The sequence below is a fragment of the Vibrio sp. VPAP30 genome (assembly GCF_001188205.1).
Lineage (GTDB): Bacteria > Pseudomonadota > Gammaproteobacteria > Enterobacterales > Vibrionaceae > Vibrio > Vibrio bivalvicida.
Map to the genome: position 1 here is coordinate 38,018 of NZ_LBLS01000018.1, position 19,244 is coordinate 57,261.

At 44.5% G+C, this 19,244-nt stretch carries 19 protein-coding genes; 11 read left to right on the forward strand and 8 right to left on the reverse strand.

Annotated elements, in window-relative coordinates:
* Positions 1-52: 52 nt before the first annotated feature.
* Complete coding sequence (locus ZX61_RS06930) at positions 53-826, reverse strand: RelA/SpoT domain-containing protein (RefSeq protein WP_049843955.1); 774 nt, start codon at positions 824-826, stop codon at positions 53-55.
* Between the two features lie 339 nt (positions 827-1,165).
* On the opposite strand from ZX61_RS06930, the gene ZX61_RS06935 reads away from it, so the two are divergent.
* Positions 1,166-1,816: a thiopurine S-methyltransferase gene (locus ZX61_RS06935; protein ID WP_049843956.1), complete on the forward strand. Its 651-nt coding sequence runs from the start codon at positions 1,166-1,168 to the stop codon at positions 1,814-1,816.
* Positions 1,817-1,868: 52 nt separating this feature from the next.
* Here ZX61_RS06935 and purT read toward each other — a convergent pair whose 3' ends face one another.
* Positions 1,869-3,044, reverse strand: a complete 1,176-nt coding sequence (gene purT / locus ZX61_RS06940; protein ID WP_049844108.1) for a formate-dependent phosphoribosylglycinamide formyltransferase — start codon at positions 3,042-3,044, stop codon at positions 1,869-1,871.
* A gap of 293 nt (positions 3,045-3,337) precedes the next feature.
* Between purT and ZX61_RS06945 the strand changes: the two genes are divergently transcribed.
* A complete protein-coding gene (locus ZX61_RS06945; RefSeq protein WP_049843957.1) occupies positions 3,338-4,543 on the forward strand; it encodes an HD-GYP domain-containing protein in 1,206 nt (401 codons plus the stop codon).
* A gap of 50 nt (positions 4,544-4,593) precedes the next feature.
* Here ZX61_RS06945 and cdd read toward each other — a convergent pair whose 3' ends face one another.
* The 4 genes from cdd to sbcB all read right to left on the reverse strand — a co-directional run bounded on the left by cdd (position 4,594) and on the right by sbcB (position 8,334).
* A complete protein-coding gene (cdd, locus tag ZX61_RS06950) occupies positions 4,594-5,481 on the reverse strand; it encodes a cytidine deaminase (protein WP_049844109.1) in 888 nt (295 codons plus the stop codon).
* Positions 5,482-5,724: 243 nt separating this feature from the next.
* Positions 5,725-6,402: a CidB/LrgB family autolysis modulator gene (locus tag ZX61_RS06955; RefSeq protein WP_049843958.1), complete on the reverse strand. Its 678-nt coding sequence runs from the start codon at positions 6,400-6,402 to the stop codon at positions 5,725-5,727.
* A complete protein-coding gene (locus ZX61_RS06960) occupies positions 6,402-6,767 on the reverse strand; it encodes a CidA/LrgA family protein (RefSeq protein ID WP_049843959.1) in 366 nt (121 codons plus the stop codon). Before ZX61_RS06960 ends, ZX61_RS06955 begins: the two co-directional genes overlap by 1 nt.
* 142 nt (positions 6,768-6,909) lie before the next feature.
* On the reverse strand, positions 6,910-8,334 hold the full coding sequence (sbcB, locus tag ZX61_RS06965; protein WP_049843960.1) for an exodeoxyribonuclease I: 1,425 nt from the start codon (positions 8,332-8,334) through the stop codon (positions 6,910-6,912).
* A 372-nt stretch (positions 8,335-8,706) separates the two neighbouring features.
* Between sbcB and ZX61_RS06970 the strand changes: the two genes are divergently transcribed.
* Both ZX61_RS06970 and ZX61_RS06975 read left to right on the forward strand, forming a co-directional pair.
* Entirely contained in the window at positions 8,707-9,012 is a 306-nt protein-coding gene (locus ZX61_RS06970; RefSeq protein ID WP_049843961.1) for an NIPSNAP family protein, read from the forward strand.
* Between the two features lie 214 nt (positions 9,013-9,226).
* Complete coding sequence (locus ZX61_RS06975) at positions 9,227-9,754, forward strand: GNAT family N-acetyltransferase (RefSeq protein WP_049843962.1); 528 nt, start codon at positions 9,227-9,229, stop codon at positions 9,752-9,754.
* A gap of 62 nt (positions 9,755-9,816) precedes the next feature.
* Here the strand turns inward: ZX61_RS06975 and ZX61_RS06980 are convergent, their stop codons facing one another.
* Complete coding sequence (locus ZX61_RS06980; protein WP_049843963.1) at positions 9,817-11,190, reverse strand: L-cystine transporter; 1,374 nt, start codon at positions 11,188-11,190, stop codon at positions 9,817-9,819.
* A 190-nt stretch (positions 11,191-11,380) separates the two neighbouring features.
* Positions 11,381-12,115: a nucleoside-diphosphate sugar epimerase gene (locus tag ZX61_RS06985; RefSeq protein WP_049843964.1), complete on the reverse strand. Its 735-nt coding sequence runs from the start codon at positions 12,113-12,115 to the stop codon at positions 11,381-11,383.
* 460 nt (positions 12,116-12,575) lie between these two features.
* On the opposite strand from ZX61_RS06985, the gene ZX61_RS06990 reads away from it, so the two are divergent.
* The 7 genes from ZX61_RS06990 (at position 12,576) to ZX61_RS07020 (ending at position 19,193) form a co-directional block, all read left to right on the forward strand.
* Complete coding sequence (locus ZX61_RS06990) at positions 12,576-13,187, forward strand: flavin reductase family protein (RefSeq protein WP_049843965.1); 612 nt, start codon at positions 12,576-12,578, stop codon at positions 13,185-13,187.
* A gap of 7 nt (positions 13,188-13,194) precedes the next feature.
* A complete protein-coding gene (cobT, locus tag ZX61_RS06995) occupies positions 13,195-14,226 on the forward strand; it encodes a nicotinate-nucleotide--dimethylbenzimidazole phosphoribosyltransferase (protein WP_049844110.1) in 1,032 nt (343 codons plus the stop codon).
* Positions 14,226-14,999 (forward strand): adenosylcobinamide-GDP ribazoletransferase, encoded by a 774-nt coding sequence (locus ZX61_RS07000; RefSeq protein ID WP_049843966.1) that lies wholly within the window; start codon positions 14,226-14,228, stop codon positions 14,997-14,999. Before cobT ends, ZX61_RS07000 begins: the two co-directional genes overlap by 1 nt.
* Entirely contained in the window at positions 14,999-15,541 is a 543-nt protein-coding gene (gene cobU, locus ZX61_RS07005) for a bifunctional adenosylcobinamide kinase/adenosylcobinamide-phosphate guanylyltransferase (RefSeq protein WP_049843967.1), read from the forward strand. Before ZX61_RS07000 ends, cobU begins: the two co-directional genes overlap by 1 nt.
* Positions 15,542-16,174 (forward strand): histidine phosphatase family protein, encoded by a 633-nt coding sequence (locus ZX61_RS07010; protein ID WP_049843968.1) that lies wholly within the window; start codon positions 15,542-15,544, stop codon positions 16,172-16,174. It begins immediately after the preceding gene.
* Positions 16,171-17,961: a M3 family oligoendopeptidase gene (locus ZX61_RS07015; RefSeq protein WP_049843969.1), complete on the forward strand. Its 1,791-nt coding sequence runs from the start codon at positions 16,171-16,173 to the stop codon at positions 17,959-17,961. Before ZX61_RS07010 ends, ZX61_RS07015 begins: the two co-directional genes overlap by 4 nt.
* A 203-nt stretch (positions 17,962-18,164) precedes the next feature.
* Positions 18,165-19,193, forward strand: a complete 1,029-nt coding sequence (locus ZX61_RS07020) for a succinylglutamate desuccinylase (RefSeq protein ID WP_049843970.1) — start codon at positions 18,165-18,167, stop codon at positions 19,191-19,193.
* The last annotated feature ends 51 nt before the right edge of the window (positions 19,194-19,244 follow it).

The following is a 19,244-nucleotide window of genomic DNA, read 5'->3' on the forward strand; positions in this document are numbered from 1 at the left end:
AGCTTTGCTAAATGGAAAAGCTTACCTGTACGAACAGGTAAGCTTAGTGTGATTAGGCCGCGCTTAGGTGAGTGGTGATGTATGGCTGCCAAGCATTTTGGTACAGTTCTTTAGACTCACTGCGCATATTACGAATTTGTGCCATTTCAAACTCGTTGTAGTCTCGCGCCTCAACTGCTGCGGCGCGTTCAATCTTTTGAATGCGTTTATAGATGTCGTGTTCTGGACCACTTTTAACGTCAGCAATGGCTTTAAGGTGAAGCTGTACTTCGGCAATTAAGTTAGTTTTTGGAAGCTGAACTAAGACGTTCAAATCGCGGTAACCTGACTCAGCGGGTTTCTTAAAACGGTTTTTTACTTTTACAACCGTGGTTTCGCGATTTAGTACTTCATATGCAGACATCAAACCTTCGATATCGTCGGCGACAATTGTTGCGCGGGCTAGATCAGTGATGCGCTCAGCTTGGCCATTAAGTTCATAAGCAACTTTTTCTTTTGCACGGTCAGACGATTTAATGCCAGCGAAGAAAGATTCAGTTGAAGTGAGCAGGGCTGTACTTTTACAGATGGTTTCAAGTTCAGCTTGGGCTTGGTGCGCTTTGCTATACAGCACGTCGAAATCGGTGTATGGCTGAAGTGGAGTCGTCGACATTGATTTAATGCCGTAAAGGCCGCTTAGGTTGTGTTTGAATGCTTTGGAACACACTTCGTTCTGGTTCGTAGAACGGTTTTCCTCGTTACCCGGCGCAGTTGGAATAGCAGCAAATGCAGGTGCACGGCTGAGCATTAGAAGCATCAGGGCCGTAGTTCGCAGAAATAGGCTCATTCACTCTCCTTAGATGTGTAGGGCTTAGCTAATAAGTTGTCGAAAAAGGTTTCAATCACTAGCGCTACTCATCTCTACATAGTTAATGGGGGCTCTTTGTGCGATTCCAATCGCTTTCCCTTAGACTGTTTAAAAAAGCTTGAACAGTCTCGCATTTCCTTGGTGCTTAATTAGAGTGCAGCCCTATTCAAAGGTTCATCTTCAATATGTAACTAAGTATAAAGACTGAAAATGAACCTAATCTGAATGAAGTATTCAGACAGGAGTTTAAGTTGATATACCACTTCCCATCGCTTTCAGGTAGCCTATGCACCACAAAGTCAGTAACAGAGAAAGAGCATGAAAGACCCAGAGTTTTGGCACGGTAAATGGGCGGCAAACCAAATTGGTTTTCACCTAGAAGATGTTAATCCGCTATTGATTAAGTATTGGCAGCACACGAATCCAAGTCACGACGATGATGTGTTTGTTCCTTTGTGCGGGAAGTCAGAAGATTTAGTCTGGCTTGCGACTAAGCATTCGGATGTGCAAGGGGTAGAGTTGAGCAATATTGCTGTACGCGCTTTCTTTGCAGAGCACTTCTACACACCAATGGTTATGCCGATAAATGGTCAGCATGAACTGTTTCAGTTTGATGAGCTATCCATCTATGTAGGAGATTATTTCTCTGCGCCAATCAAACCTGTTGATATCGTTTATGATCGTGCTTCTTTGGTTGCTCTGCCTAAAGAAATGCGAGCGCAATATGTAGAACGGCTCAAATCGTTGCTTAAGCCTGGTGGACGAATATTGCTTGTCACTCTCGATTACGATCAGGAGCTTATGGCAGGGCCTCCATTTTCTGTACCTGAATCAGAGGTGAAGGAGCTCTATCGAGGCTGCAAAATTACTAAGCTAGAGAGCAATGAAGAGGCTGAAAAGCATCCAAAAATTACCAAACACGAATCAGCACGATTTGTCGAAGAAGTTTACCTGATTGAGACGATGTAAATAATAAAGGCTTGGTTATAACGACCAAGCCTTTTTCTATCGACTAAAGACCTTAGTAGATAATTTTAACTTTACCTGCACTGTGTTTAGCGTCCTCAATCGCTTGTTCGATAGAGTTGCGACGAGTGATTGCAACGCCAAGACGGCGGCGACCATCAATATCTGGCTTGCCAAACAAGCGAAGTTGAGTTTGTGGTGCAGCTAGGGCATTCTCAAGACCTTCAAATCGAATATCCGTTGATGTGCCCTGGCCTAAAATTACCGCAGAAGCGGCTGGGCCATAGTGAGTGATGTCTGAGATAGGCATTCCAGTGAATGCGCGTACGTGAAGGGCAAACTCGGAACTGTCTTGTGACATTAAAGTGACCAAACCCGTGTCATGAGGGCGAGGGGAGACTTCATTGAAGATCACGGTATCGCCTTTAACGAACAACTCGACACCAAAGATACCGTGCCCACCAAGTGCATTCACGACTTTTCCAGCGGCTTCTTGCGCGGATGATAGTGCTTTGTCTGTCATGTGCTGTGGCTGCCATGACTCACGGTAGTCGCCATCTTCCTGACGGTGACCAATCGGCGCGCAGAAGTGAACGCCATCGACTGCGCGAACGGTAAGGAGTGTAATCTCATAATCGAAGTCAATGAAACCCTCAACAATCACACGACCTGCTCCAGTACGCCCGCCTTCTTGAGCATAGTTCCACGCCTTGTCGATATCTTTAGCGGATTTGAGAACGCTTTGCCCCTTACCAGACGAACTCATGACTGGTTTACAGACACAAGGTAAGCCTACCGTTTCTACCGCAACCACAAACTCTTCATAATTGTCTGCAAAGCGATAGGGAGATGTTGTGAGGTTGAGTTCTTCAGCAGCTAAGCGGCGAATACCTTCGCGGTTCATTGTTAGTTTGGTTGCTTTTGCAGAAGGTACAACGTTCAAACCTTGAGTTTCTAACTCGACCAAAGTATCTGTTGCAATAGCTTCAATTTCAGGGACTACGTAATTTGGCTTTTCTTTTTCGATGATCGCTTGCAGTGCATCACCATCAAGCATATCGAGTGTATAACTGCGATGGGCGACTTGCATCGCTGGCGCATTTTCATATCGATCGCATGCGATCACTTCAAGGCCGAGACGTTGACATTCGATGGCGACCTCTTTTCCGAGTTCACCAGAGCCTAAGAGCAGAACGCGTGTTGCATGATATGCAGTTGCAGTACCGAACATAATTAACCCTAAAATTTGAAGAGGAATAGATAATTTTGCGAGCATGATACTCATAAAAACCCAAAAAGCAAACGTTTGCTTTTTGGGTTTTCCACAAGTGATAGCAGTTTCCAACGCTGATTAAACTCGATATAAAGAGCCGCTATTTTGCGTGGATCAAGACAAAGCTCAATTTTCTAGCCACTACTTGGGTGTTAATTGAGCAGTTGTATGCGCTTATTACGTAAATACTCATCTTTGGAGTTATAATCAATAGAAATAACAATTCCTAATATTATAGGGCTACCAACTTAATGCAGTTCGACCCGGAAAAATCCATAAAAATCCCAATAGATACGCTGACTGTTGGCATGTTTGTGACTGCAATAGAAGACAGTAAACGTGTAAACCTTGCTAATGCGGGACGTGTACCATCTAAACAAGCTGTTAAACAGCTAGTTAAAAATGGAGTTAAATTTGCGTGGGTAGACAAGGGATTATCAGCAAAAGGAAGCGTCTTTAAACCTGTTAAAGTCGTGGAAGAAGTCGATGAGCCGCAAGAAGCTTCCACTCCAGTGAAGCGAAAAAAGGTAAGTCGTTTTTCTCAACAGAAAAAAGCACAGAAGATAATCAAGGAAGCGAAGGGGCTTGCGCACAAGATCTTGACGCAAACATTCGACGGTCAACCGATACATGTCGATGAGCTGGACAGCCTCGCTGATGACATGATTGAATCTATTTTGCTTGATTCAGACGCGCTACATTGTGTATCTGCGCTACGTAGCAAGGATGAATACCTTCTAGAGCATTCCGTTAACGTTGCTACTTTACTGGTGACATTTGGTAAGCACCTTGGCTTACCACGAGATACGCTTAAACAAATGGCGATTGGCGGCATTATTCACGATGTTGGCAAGATCAAAGTAGATGATAAAGTTCTGCATAAACCAGCCCGATTAACGCCTGAAGAGTTTGAGCATATGAAGCTTCATCAGGTTTATGCTCAGCACATAGTCACGACCGTTGCAGGCTTAAGTGACATAAGCAAAGACGTGTGCTTAATGCACCATGAAAAGCTCGATGGCAACGGTTACCCTGCAGGGCTCAAAGGTGATGAGATACCTCTTCACGGGCGTATGAGCTGTATTGTCGACATTTATGATGCATTGACTGCAGATCGTTGTTACAAGCAAGGCATGAGTCCAGCAGAAGCGTTTAAGATTATTCTGAGCTTAACACCAAGCCATCTAGACAAAGAACTCGTGTATAAGTTTATTAACTGTATCGGCGTGTTCCCCGTTGGGGCTTTGGTTGAACTGAGCGACGGGCGAGTTGGTATTGTTTGGACGTCGAACGCGAATGAGCCGTTAAAACCAGAGATTAAGTGTTTTTACTCGCGCAAATATCACAGGTTTGTCGACGTTAGCTTTGTTGATATGAAAACAGCTAAGCTAACGATTAAAAAAGGCATAGCGCCCAGTCAATTGGAAGTCGACTCAAAACCATTTTTCGATGTATGATGCTAGCACTACCAAAAAAGTAAAGGCGCCAAATTAACGCCTTTCTTCATTTATAATTCCAAGTAAGTAATTGGTATGTCAGGGTTTAACGCTTCAAGTGTCGCTTGAGTATTCGCTAGGTGGCTGATTGTTCCTGCTTCCACTTCAACCAGAGCTGCGGCCTCAATATCATTTAGTCCTTGACGGTCGAGCAAAAGCTGAACTAGAGCAACTTGTAGTGGAGGCAAGCTAGGGTTAAACGCTGCGTTTTCTGCGTACGCACCTTGATAAACTTTGCCATCTTTCATTTTGATTGCCACACCACTTAGGTTGTGGGTGTATGGTGCATGGCTTCGGTTCAATGCGGTAATTGCAAGCTGAAGCAATTCATCTTGCTCATTACTTTGCTTACCGTGATCAACCGTGGTCATTAGTGCCGATTCGATACCAAGATCAGATGGTCCAAATGACTCAGGCAAGTATTCTTGAAGGGATTTACTATCGCGCTGTGGCAATTGAATCTTTAACTTGTCTGCGGTCGATAGCTCATTCATAAACTGACGACAATGACCACAAGGGCTAAAATTGATCGTAATGTCTGCAACGCCTTGTTCACCTTTCATCCAAGCATGGCTAATGGCGGATTGCTCTGCGTGAACCGTCTGCCCAAGTTGTACACCATCAAACTCTACATTCGCACCGAAGTAAAGTTTGCCAGACAAGCCGCGTACAATTGCACCGACATAGAAGTTTGAAAGTGGCGCATACGAATAAGCCGCAGCAAATGGCAGAAGGGCAACACGAAGTTCAGCATCATCTAGGCCAGAGATCGCGAGTAGTTGCTCAAACTGCTCTGAAGAAATCGTTGCGTCAAAATCGTCAGCAAGAAGAATAGGAGATAAGAAATCTGCTACGTTTTTTGGCACTTCAGATAGCGCCTGTTCAATGCGGCTTCTCATAGTGAGTCCTTTAATAAACATTGTTGATATCTTTGAGTTTAGAGCCAGAAGCTAATGTGTAAACTCCGATATTGGTATTACATTCTATGTAAAGGAGAGAATATTTCGGTGATCTGTGTCACGACAGTGATTGTAACGCGATTGCTTGTTGCATTATTTGAGTGATGTCACACATGATAACGATTGCAGCAAACAATTTAGTGATATGCGTCGAGCCACAAATTGCAGCTCGACTATAATCCATTACGCTGAAAGCCACACTGCAAGGGTAAAGAAAGAAGGGGCAAGGATTGATGTAATCACACCGCAAACGACTAATGCCAAAGAGCTAAATGCGGCATCTTGACCATCCTTCTCAGCACAGGTTGCAGTACCGAGCGCATGAGAAACTGTACCCATGGTTAACCCTTTAGCGATAGGGTGAGTAATATTAAGTAGGTTGTAGATTGGATAGGCCAAGATCGCGCCAAACAGGCCAACGATTAACACCAAAATTGCTGCGATTGCGGGCTCGCCACCGAGGTGACTAGAGACTTCCATCGCAATTGGAGTGGTGACCGATTTACCCAGTAGGCTCGCGATCAAAGAAATATCTGCTTTTAGGTAGACCGCGATCATACTTGATGTAAACATCGACATAATACTACCTACGCCGCAGGCTAACATGATAATACGCCAATTAGCGCGGATCTGCGGTAGTTGCTCATATAAAGGATAAGCTAACGCAACAACGGCAGGTTGCAGTAGGTAGTTGATCCACTGATTATCAGCGTAATAGGTTTCAAACGGTACTTTAAGGTAAGTAAGCAATGGAATGAGCACTACGAGGCTTACCAATAAAGGGTTCATAAAAGGGCTTCTAATCTTTTGGCATAACCAACGGGCAGCAAAGAAAACAAAAATAGTGACGATTAACCACATTACTTTTGTCCTCCTTTAAGCATTCGATCAAGCATCAGGCCAAGTAGAACTAGCACAATCAACGTACCACCAACTGCGCTGGCCAAGATAGGGAGAGCATTGGCGATCAACATGTCGAAGTGCTCCATCAAACCGACACTGATTGGGACAAACAGCAATACCATGTAGCGGATAAAAAGAGAAGCGCCCGGTTTTACCCACTCAGAAGGCACAAGTCCGCTCGCAAGCAGACCGAATAAAATCAGCATACCAATGATGCTGCCAGGGATAGAGATACCTAATAAGTGTTGAATATTAATGCCCGCGATAAGGCACAAAAATATCAGCCCCATAGATACGACGTATTGAAGCAAAGTTTTCGGCATAGTGTAAGGTCGTCCAACTGCTGAGCCTTCAGAGTACTGAAGGCTCGAATTATTCAAATGCCAACCCTGATTGTGAATAGGAATGATAGGGCTCAGCTAGGTTGTAGGGTGCAGGACTTGGTATTATTGTTATTTTTAACTACTAGGATACTCGCTTTTGTACGTATTGGTAGATGGATTTTAAAATAACGATTTTCTTTTCGTCACTTTCATGTTCGTGAACTAAGTTTTCCAAATTTAGCATGTAGTCTTCAATACGACTTTCGAAGTAGTCACGACAGTGCGTTGCCCAGCGTTGCTGCTCTGACTCATCGAGCGTCCATGGGAAGTTTCGCGCGCGATAGCGGAACAGCAGTGGCGCAATACGGTCATCACTAAATGAAATATCAAGCGCAGATAGGTTATTGGGGTCAGTTTCACGAATGATGCTCATCGCTGCTTTATCTGCCGGAGAGAAGAACCCATCGTAGAGCATGCTATCGACATCATTGCTCTTTTCATATTCCCGCTCGATGCCATATACACCAATCAGCTTTTCACGAATTTCAGGGTGCTTGCGTAGTAGAGCTAAGTTCTCTAGGCATTTTTCACGGTCAATACCAATTTTCTCGGCGTTTTCAGCAGTGAGGGTTTTAGCCGGAGCAAGAATAGGGCACTTATTGAGATGGATAAGCTTAACAGGGACTGGAAGCTCGTCAGGTGCAAGCTCAGAACGCTTAGTATACAGTCGCTCATTAAGCTGCTCGGTATCCAAATCCAATAGGGCTTGAGGGTCTTTCGCCAAATCAACACAAATGACCGCATTCTGATTAGTCGGGTGCCAAGCAACAGGAACAACCCAGCTAGTGTAGTTACACTCTTTGCCCAACATACCTGAAACGTGCATCAATGGTGTCATGTTGACGATGTCAATCAGCTCATTCAGCTTGCGCTTGTGACGCATACTTAGAAAGTAATCAAATAATTTTGGTTGTGCCTCTTTAACCTTTTTGGCCATTTCAATCGTCGCGATAACATCCGCCATCGCGTCGTGTGCGTTCTCATGCTCAATGCCGTTTTCAACAGACAAATGCTCTAGTTTAAAGCTAATAAAGCCCTCATCGTTTTCTGGCCATTTGACTCCTTCAGGGCGAAGCGCATAACACGCACGCATCACATCAAGTAGATCCCAACGTGAATTCCCGTTTTGCCAGCTCCATGCATATGGGTCGATAAAGTTGCGGTAACAGGTGTAGCGCGTTACCTCATCATCAAAGCGAATGCTGTTGTACCCTAAACTAATGGTGTTTGGGGTTGCCAGTTGTTCGTGGATCTTAGCGATAAACTCTGGCTCTGAAAGACCTTGGCTTTCCGCAGTTTGTGGCGTAATGCCTGTGATCAATGCGGCTTCTGGTGCCGGAAGATAATCCGCAGGCGGTTGGCAATAGATAACAAGAGGATCACCAATAATATTGAAGTCCATATCGGTACGAACACCCGCAAACTGACATGGTCGATCTTTCGCTGGGCTAGTTCCCCACGTCTCATAATCAAAAAAGAAAAACGTAGGTTGATGCTCTTGCTGCATTGTCTTTATTACCAAGGGTTTGAAATTCACTTGGGTATTAGACCACTGCCGTGACAACAAGGCAATGGAGTTAAGGGATTAGAAGGGCGAGAGGTCGAGTTTTGGGCGGTTGTGTGGCTTTTGCAATATCTCAGTAGCGAGATTTATTCACTATTTTAACTTTGGATTGAGAAACGGTAGAGACATAATCTTCCAACTCGCAGTATAGTAGAACTTCGGTGACTAATTGTTCGCCAGAATCTGTTTTAGTTTCTAACGGCAACTCGGTTTACTTGTATTCAGGTAGAGAGCCAAGTGATGAGTTCAAGCAGTATTTCGTTAGCTAACAATTATCGGGACCGATAGCTTAAACCTTAAAAAGGAGTTCAAAAGATGGTTACCTGTTATCTTAAGTACGTGATAGATCCAAAGAAAGTGAGTGAGTTTGAGCGGTACGCCAAAATGTGGATTCCGCTGGTCGCTAAATTTGGCGGACAGCACCATGGTTACTTTTTACCTTCTGAAGGTGCGAATAATATCGCCTTAGCACTGTTTACATTTCCAAGCCTGGCGGAGTATGAATCGTATCGTACCGATTCTTTTAAAGATGATGAGTGCATTGCGGCATTTAAATTCGCCGAGGAGACCGATTGTGTTATTAGCTACGAGCGAAGCTTTTTTAGACCCGTATTGGATTAAACTTTAAAACTACAAGGAGGGCTAGGTGAAGATTATAGTGTTGGATGGCTATCTTTCCAATCGTAGGTTGTGCATCGTAATCAATGATTGAGGAGGATTGTTTGATTAGCCACCTTTGCCAATGGAACAATCCAATCGGTCTACTTTTTGGACCCTGACTCAAATTTGATAGAAGTCAGCGTTTATTAATTATTTTACCAGTTAGGTAGGTTATATGGTCATGTCATTTACCACTGCAAGGATGCATATTGCTGAGATAGAGAGTCAAGTTTCACCTCAGGAGTGGCACGCTTTGCTGATGCGTGTACCTGAGATCTTAACGCCCTCTGTTGTCGAAAATTTGCCACCGTATTTTCATGCGATCAGCTCAGCTGACTTAGCGCAGGTTTGGCTTGATAGAATGCTGTCAGATAGTCGTTTACTGCAAGTAAAATCAGCCGCTGACGAGGTGATTGGTTTTCTATTTATTCATATAGAAAATCAGCGAGATGCTCATATTGGTTACTTGCTGGCTGAAGAATATTGGGGTAAGGGGTTAGCCAGTGAACTGCTCAAAGGCTTTATCCAAGAGGTCTCTATGTCTGAGCCCTGGAATAAACTGATAGGCGGAGTAGATCGCTCTAATCTTGCTTCTGCGCATTTGCTTAAAAAACTAGGTTTCGTCGAACGCGATGGTGGTGAAGGGCTAGTTGCTTTTTATGAGTATGCGATAGCCAAAAATGACTCGTCTAGTATGTCGTGAAATGAAAGAAAATGGCCGTTTCTGCCGACCATTTCCCATTATATGCTGAGTGCTTAGCCAGATCACGCTTGTTGCGTTTCTAGCTCTTCATCTTTTACTGTTTGCTTCATTAAGCGGCTAGTAATGCTGCCCGCTGTCATTGCGCCTGAAACGTTTAGTGCGGTACGTGCCATATCAATAAGTGGTTCAATAGAGATTAATAGCGCAGCGATAGTCACTGGTAACCCCATTGCTGGCAACACAATCAGGGCTGCGAAGGTTGCACCGCCCCCCACACCAGCGATACCAAATGAGCTAATCACAATAATGGCAATCAAAGAAAGGATGAAGTTGATGTCCATTGGGTCGATACCTACGCTTGGTGCGACCATTACTGCTAACATCGCAGGGTAAATGCCAGCACAGCCGTTTTGACCTATGGTTGCGCCAAACGAAGCGGATAGGTTAGCGATCGCTGGTGGAACACCAAGCTTGTTGATCTGCGCTTCAACGTTCAAAGGAATGGTTGCTGCTGAACTACGTGAGGTAAATGCGAAGGTCAGTACAGGCCAAATCTTCTGGAAGTACTCTTTAGGACTAATGCCTACGAAAGAGACTAAGATACCATGAACCACAAACATCAGCGCAATAGCCACATACGACGCGATGATAAAGCCGAGTAGATTAAGGATGTCTGAAGCACTTGAAGTGGCGACTACTTTTGCCATCAAAGCCGCAATGCCATAAGGCGTGAGTGCCATGATCATCTTAACTAAGCGCATAACAATAGATTGGGCCGCTTCTACAAAAGTGCGAATTGGTGATTCCAGCTCTTGCTTCTCAGCCATTACTTTACGCGCAGCAATACCGGTTAGTACACCAAAGATAACCACGGCAATGATAGAAGTAGAACGAGCGCCTGTCAGATCGGCAAATGGATTGGTTGGAATAAAGCTTACCAGCATTTGCGGGATAGTAAGATCACTCACGTGATCTGCACGCGTTTCTAGTGCCGCGATACGCGCTGTTTCACGAGCACCTTCAGTTAAGCCTTCCGCGCTTAGACCAAACGCTTGAGTAACAATAATACCTATCAAGGCTGATATTGCGGTGGTCGCAAGTAAAACTGAAATTGTTATACCAGAGATCTTTCCGAGAGCACCACCTTTCTCTAGCTTAACTACCGCAGCGATCATGGAAACCAAGACCAGTGGCATGATTACCATTTTTAGTAGGCCAACATAGCCACGGCCTACCACATTTACCCATTCAAGAGTTTGAGCGATGACAGGGTCACCTTCACCGAAAATGAGCTGAAGTGCTAATCCAAACACACTGCCCAAAACTAGGCCAAGTAAGACGAGTCGCGATAGGGTGTTCTCTTTTTTCTGTTGTCCATAGAGGAAAAAGAGAATGCCAACAAATATCGCTAACGATGCGATAACCACTACTGACATATATGAATATCCTTTAGTTTTTGGAGGTGATATTGATAAAAATAATATCTTATGGAATTTTATTCGGTATGAAGGGTAATGATTTGAAATGCTTAATTGAAGTTACAAAAGAGCATGAAATATAGCGAACAGTTATTAACATGCATCAATAGGGGGGGAAGTTGTTCATATGAGGGTGAAACTGAGCAGTTTATTGATACTTTTTAATCAAGTTTCGCATCGCAACGGTATCTAGTATTTCTAATTTTTTGTTCGAGTGAGAAAACAGCGAATATTGCATGGCTAATGCGACATCAGCAGCATCAATTGGGATCAGCTTGGCAAGTGGACCAATCATAAGCGGCTGACAGACTTTCAACATGGTTTGGACGACCACCTCATCTTGGCGCGGTTGCTCTCTTAATCCTTTTAATGGCCCAGATCTAACAAATACCACTCGCTCAAAACCCATACGTTCAATGGTTAGCTCCATGCGCCCTTTACAGCGCAGGTAATGAGAAAAAGCACGAGCCGACGCACCATAGCTTGAAACCACGGCTATTTGCTTTACACCAAGCAGCTTCATCTCTTGAGCGATATCGCACACTAGCTGATAGTCAACTTTCTCTAGTGCTTGTTTTGATCCCGCCTGTTTGAGCGTCGTTCCTAAGCAGATAAAACCAAATTGTGGCCTTGGTTTCTCCTCTACCCACTCTTGGATGCGCAGCTCAGGGTGTTGAAGCTGTTCAAGCTTCGGGTGAAAGAAGGGCAGTGTGCGGCGGGTCAGGGCATAGATGTGCTTGATAGGGTCGCGTTCTAACATCTGCTTGATCAGCTCGTTACCTATCAGGCCTGTGCTGCCCGCAATAATTACAGTGATGTTGTTAGAGTTTTCCAAGATGAACAAACCTATCTGCAAATACACATTGGGTGAATGGTTGAGCATCTTACAATCAAACGTCGATGTCTGTGATCTGAAACAATATTGATACATTGAAAAGCAAAACTAAACCGCAGATAAAGCAGTGGATGGAAACCAACAAGACCTCGCACTTAGGCGAGGTCTGCTCTTGTGGTTAAGTTAATGATAGAGGAACTTTCTTTTGGTTACGTTGTGGTTTGTTCTGTTTTTGTTTTTTCGATTGTTGATTGGCAATCATAAAACCTCCTTGCACTATCAATGGGGAGAAAATATTGTCACGACGAAAAATAATGCACAGTTTGTGCCGTTATAAACGCTCTCCCTAGCTTAGAGAATAGGTGCTTTGACGAAAAATTTCAGTTTTGTTCTCAACTTGACGGATTATTCTACCAATCAGAAAGACAAAGGTTTGCTGGAAAAGCGTGTTAACTCTTTGATTTCAAGTTACACTCGTTCCAATAGGAACCGCTAAGGAAGGTAAGGGATGAACATAGAGCTTAGTACGCTTGCACCAACCCAAATTTATCATTTGATGACGCAGACTGTAATACCAAGGCCCATTGCTTGGGTGTTGACTGACTCTGAACAAGGTAACTACAACTTAGCACCATTTTCTTATTTTACCGCTGTTGCAAGTAATCCACCTTTATTGATGTTTTCAGTCGGTAAAAAGCCTTCTGGTGAGGTGAAAGATACAACACGCAATGTGCTGGAAACCGGAAAACTGGTCATTCATATTGCGCATCATGACTCCGCCAACGAGGTGACTCAAACGGCTGCGACACTCGATCATGGCGAATCTGAGATTGAGGCGACAGGGTTAGAGTTAGCCGATTTTGATGGTTTTGATTTACCAAGAGTAAAAGATTGCCCAATCGCGTTTGCGTGTAAATTGTACGAAGTGAAAGAGATAGGCGAAGCGCCACAAAGCCTTATTTTTGCAGAAATCGAAAAGGTGTACGTCGATCCTAATGTTATCGGTGAGCGCAGTGATCGCTTGGTGGTTGACGCACTTAAAGTAAACCCTCTATCTCGTTTAGGTGGCAGTCAATATGCCACGCTTGAAAACGTCTTCTCTGTTGCAAGACCTAAGTAATAAAACTATGTTGAACCAAACTTATTCGGATGCTATTTGGCATCGTATTAACCAAAAAACCAAACCTTTGGGTGCGTTAGGACAGTTAGAAGCGCTTGCTCATCAAGTCGCACTGATTCAAAGTCAGGTTTATAGTGACGCCGTCACAAGTATTGAGCTTAGCAAGCCAATGGCAATTGTCTTTGCCGGTGATCATGGAATTGCTGATGAAGGTGTGAGCATTGCACCGAGCGCAGTCACACAACAGATGGTACTTAATTTTCTAGCAGGTGGTGCGGCAATCAACTGCTTTTGTCGAACCAATCAAGTTGAGCTTAGAGTCGTGGATACGGGCATTTTAATTCCCGTCGAGCAAGATGCGGACAACTTTATTGTGCAGCGATTAGGTAAGCGAACCAACAACTTTGCCAATCAAGCTGCTATGAGCCTAGTTACGGCAGAGCAGGGAATTGAACTGGGTAAGCAGCTAGTCAAAAGCATTATCGATGCGGGGTCAAACATAGTGATGTTTGGCGAGATGGGCATTGGTAACACCAGTAGTGCCGCCGCGATTCTAAGTGCTCTGAGTGGCCGAGCCGCTAAAGAGTGTGTTGGCCGCGGGACAGGGATCAGTGATGAGCAGTGGGTGAAAAAAGTCGAGCTTGTAGAAAGTGGCGTTTCACGCTGTGCAGGCTTAGGCATTATTGAAGTCCTTGCAGAAGTCGGCGGTTTTGAAATCGTTCAAATGGTCGGGGGATTCCTCGCCGCTGGAGAAAGCAACACCCCTGTTATTGTTGATGGCTTTATTGTTTCGGCTGCTGCCTACGCTGCATCGCTTATCGATCCAAGTTGTCGAGACGTGATGATTTTTGCCCACCAGTCTCATGAAGCGGGTCACCAATATTTATTGTCACAATTGGATGCCCGGCCTTTACTCGATCTTTCACTTAGATTGGGTGAAGGAACGGGGGCCGTTTTAGCCATGCCTTTAGTACGTGCAGCGGCTGAGTTCTACAACACTATGGCAAGTTTTGAACAAGCGGGAGTGGTTGTCGACTGATGCCTGCGCTTAAGTATCAATATCAGTTATTCATCTTGGCTTTGGGGTTCTTCTCTCGCATTCCAATGCCAAAAAATACGCCTTACAGTGAACAACGCATGAACCAAGCAGGGCGATATTTTGCCTTAGTTGGTTTGTTGCTCGGTAGTTTGTGTGCGTTGGTTCTATGGGCTTCTCAGCTTATTTTTCCTGCCAGTGTTTCCATCTTCACTATGATGATGTTCAGTCTGCTGCTCACTGGGGCATTTCATGAAGATGGTTTGACTGATATGGCTGATGGGATAGGGGGTGGAATGACGGTCGAACGCCGTTTGACCATTATGAAAGACAGCCGCATTGGAACATATGGTGCCAGTGCATTGGTCATGGTGTTACTTGGAAAGTTTGTCCTGTTGTCTGAATTGATTCAGTTTGAGCAAATTTTACTGTTTATCTTAGTGGCCTATACCTTAAGTCGAGCTGTCGCAGCCTCGCTGATTTATGATATGCCTTATGTTAGTGATAATGATACCAGCAAAAGCAAGCCTCTTGCTCAGCGACAATCAAGCACCGAACTTGTGGTATTGATTGTTAGCGGCTTGATTCCATGCCTATTGCTTGGTTTGACAACAACAGCGTTGTTGGTTGTCGTGATGTTGATCTTTAGAGGGGTGTTTAAGCGTTGGTTAACCGCTCGTATCGGTGGCTTTACTGGAGACTGCCTTGGCGCAGGCCAACAAATTGCAGAGCTGCTAATCTACCTCACACTGATCGCGATTGAGATAAATAGCTAATGACGATTCATTTGATTCTCGGTGGTGCGCGCTCAGGGAAGTCGAGTTTTGCAGAAGCCCAGACAGAAAATATATGCCTTGGTAATTCTAAACATTATGTCGCGACGGCGATTGCGTTTGATAATGAAATGAAACAACGAGTTGCCCATCATCAGGCCTCCCGTGGTGACAGTTGGATCGAGCATGAATGTCCGATTGACCTTGTCGGTCTAATTTCTCAATTCACAGCAACAGACGTGGTGCTGATTGACTGCTTAACACTGTGGCTTAACAATGTGATCTACAATGATGGCGCCACCCTCAATGACCACGCGATAAAGCAACAAGTCGAGAAACTCGTACTTGCGCTTGAGCACTCGAAAGCCGATATCTTAATGGTTTCAAACGAAGTTGGGTTGGGGGTTATACCTCTTGGCGAAGTCTCTCGGCTGTTTGTGGATCACGCGGGGTGGATGAATCAAGCCATTGCAAGAGTTGCGGATAAAGTGACGTTTGTGGCTGCTGGTTTACCAATGACCTTGAAAGAAACTAAAGAGAAGTAAATGCCAAAGACAATTAATATTTATCTTCTTCGTCATGGTAAAACAGTGGGAGAACCTGCTTTATATGGTCATACCGATGTTGAGGTGGCTGCTGATAAACAAGCCGAGATTTGCCGTATTCTCCTAAAACAAGAACTCGGTTTTGCTGCGTTGCAAACTTCACCGCTTAAACGTTGCTACGATCTGTCAAAGCTTCTCTATGCAAATAGACCAGCTCTTGAGTTCATGGTCAATGCTGATTGGAAAGAGGCATACTTTGGCGACTTAGATGGCGTTCCTTTTGCAAAGGCAAAGTCATCATGGCCTCTGTTGGATGCTTTTTGGCAAGACCCCAAGCAAAATCCACTGCCGAATTCGGAAACATTGAGCGACTTTTACAGCAGAATCTCAACCACTTGGGACGAGTTTGCTAGAACTGTCGACAAAGACACATTAATCGTCTGTCATGGCGGTACGATTAGAATGATTCTTGCGAGACTACTTGCGCTAGATTGGGGTAATGCCGCACTTTATTCGACATTGAGCATTGCTCACCAATCTTTAACCCATATTCAAATTACTCAAGCAGATCAGAACTATTTTCGGGTTTGCATGATAGGAAAACCGTTAATCGGAGCGAAGGAATTATCATGACCGCACCTAGCTGGAACTTATCCATTGCTTATCAAGATCTTAATGACCCAAAAATCGAACAAGATATCGAATTAATCAAACAGTGTATTCAAGCGTTAGGACTACATGTCGATAATCGCGAGTCGGTGTCTGTGACTCAGAATGCCATTCAGACCAGTGAAGCGGCAGGAAAGCTACTTGCGACAATCAATACATTTGCGCAGTGTCATGCGTCTATTGACGCAACGGACACCCAAGCCAAAGGTCTCGTTGGTCGAGTGGCTAAACTAAGCTCAGAGTTATCGCAAGCCTTTGCTCCATTCGAGAACACGCTGACCATGGCATCGGAAAACTTCATCAATGAGCTGCTGAGTCATGCCAGCCCCGATGTCGCAGGACAAGCGTTTCAAATTGAGTGTACACGCAGGCTTGCTAAGACCAAACTTAGTGTGGCGCAAGAACAACTGCTGACAGCCTTAGAAGTCGATGGGCGTGATGCATGGGGCAGGCTTTACGACAATATTACTGGTTCGCTGCAAGTGACTTTGGGGGATGGACAAAACAGCAAAGTCGGCTTCTCTCAAGCGGCTAGCATTTTGTACGGTACAGACTTTGAAAATCAAGAGCTTGCTTGGCGTGGCATACAGTCTGCGATGAAAGATAACCAAGAGTCATTCGCGGCTATTTTAAATGCTTTGGCGGGTTGGCGACTGACCGAATACCAAAAGCGTTCAGCCAAACAAAATGTACATTTCTTAGATCCAAGTTTGCACGGTAGTCGCATTCAAGCTGCGACGCTTGAGGCTATGATGTCGACAGCGAAAGATAACCGCAGTATTGGACAAAAAGCTGGCCAGTTAATGGCGCGAGTGCATGGTTTACAGCAGATGCGCCCGTGGAATCACCTAGCGGGAATGCCGAGTTTAACCGACGCTGAACCGACGATTTATAGTTTTGATCAAGCCATTGAAATTATTCGTGCTGCGTTTGCTCAAGTTGATATTGAGATGGCGGAGTTTGTTGATTTGATGGTGGTCAATGGTTGGATTGATGCAGAGTCGACAGAAAATCGCCGTTTAGGTGCATACTGTACTAAGTTCGCTGCGACACGCACGCCACTAGTGTTTATGACATGGGGTGGAAGCCGCTCTGATTTACTTACGTTAGCGCATGAGTTGGGCCACGCATTCCACAACTGGGTTATGCGTGATATGCCACTTTGTCAGACTCGTTATCCAATGACGCTTGCCGAAACGGCTTCGATCTTCGCAGAGAACGTTGTCCGTGACTACCTATTGGCACAAGTGCAAAACCGTGAAGAAAAGCTCGAAATGTTGTGGGAAGAGCTATCAAGCTGCTATGCATTGATGGTTAATATTCCGGTTCGCTTTGAGTTTGAAAAACGTTTCTACGAGCAGCGTAGTGACGGTGAACTTACTCCACCTCAATTGTGTGAACTGATGAGCAAAACATGGGTGGAGTGGTATGGAGAGTCGATGTCTGAGCCTGATCCATACTTCTGGGCAAGCAAACTGCATTTCTCTATTTCAGAGGTGAGTTTTTACAACTACCCATATTTATTTGGTTATTTATTTAGCATCGGTGTTTACGCACAGCGTGAAAGTAAAGGTGAGCAGTTCTACAGCGATTATGTCAGTTTACTACGCGACACAGGATCTATGATGGCTGAAGATGTGGTTGATAAGCACTTGGGGATGGATTTATCAAAAGCAGATTTCTGGCAACAGAGCATTGATCGTGTAAAAGCAAAGATTGATGAGTTTGAATTGTTGCTAGATCAAAAATAAACAGCGTAAAATCATGATACTATCAGTTAGCCGAGTAGATACTCGGCTAATTTGTGCAGCGAGAGCCTTCTTTTCCTCCCCCTAGTGAGGAATTTGATAAATTACGATGAGGCACAAGATTTGTGTCAATAAGTGGGATCACTTCTACATAATTTGTCGGAACAATTCATTAACATACCCGCTGTGCAATAAAGGAGTAGCGCATGACGAAAAACCTCTTTCGCCAATCTTTTCTTTTTGACAGCTTAGACTTAGAACAAGAAATGCCAGCAAATGAAATCACAGTTGCAGGTGGAGCTGTCTTTAAATTACATCAACGTGGTGTGCTGGAGGTGATTCCAGCGAATCTTTCTGATGAGAGTAAGCACATCATTATTTCGTGTGGCATTCATGGCGATGAAACCGCACCAATGGAAATTGTCGATAAAATCATTGCAGATATTCAAACGGGGTTTCAACCCGTAACGGATAGGCTGCTATTTATCAACGCTCACCCAGAAGCGACGAATGCACATACACGATTTATAGAGACGAATCTTAATCGACTATTTGACAACAAAGACTATGAGCCTTCAAAAGAGCTTGAAATTGCACAAGATCTAAAGCGCGTTGTGGCAGAATTTTATCAAGGTACACCGCAGGCCCAGCGCTGGCACCTCGATCTGCACTGTGCCATTCGTCTTTCGAAGCATTATTCTTTTGTCGTAAGCCCAAAAGTTCGTCACCCTGTGCGTAGTGAAGCATTAATGGAGTTTGTTGCGAGTGCTCACCTTGAAGCCGTGATGTTCTCCAATGCCCCCTCAAGTACCTTTAGCTGGTTTAGCGCTGAAAACTTTGGTGCTCAAGCGTTAACGGTAGAGTTAGGACGTGTAGCAAGAATTGGTGATAATGAGCTAGATAAGCTGGTTGCATTTGATCTGGCACTACGTGACTTGGTTTCTAGTAGTCAGCCCGAGCATTTGCCACGTAAACCGATCATGTACCGAGTGAGCCGAACTATTGTTCGCATCCATGATGATTTTGACTTTTTATTTGATGACGGTGTTGAAAACTTTACCGCTTTTAAACATGGCGAAGTCTTTGGTCATGATGGAGATAAGCCCTTGATGGCGAAAAATGAAGGTGAGGCGATTGTATTCCCAAACCGTCACGTTGCCATCGGTCAACGGGCCGCGTTAATGGTTTGCCCAGTGAAGACTCGCTACGAGGAAGGGCAGATAGTCTACGATTAAAATCAATAGAGGCTTTCTATTTTAATGGCTTAACGGTATCGTTAAGCCATT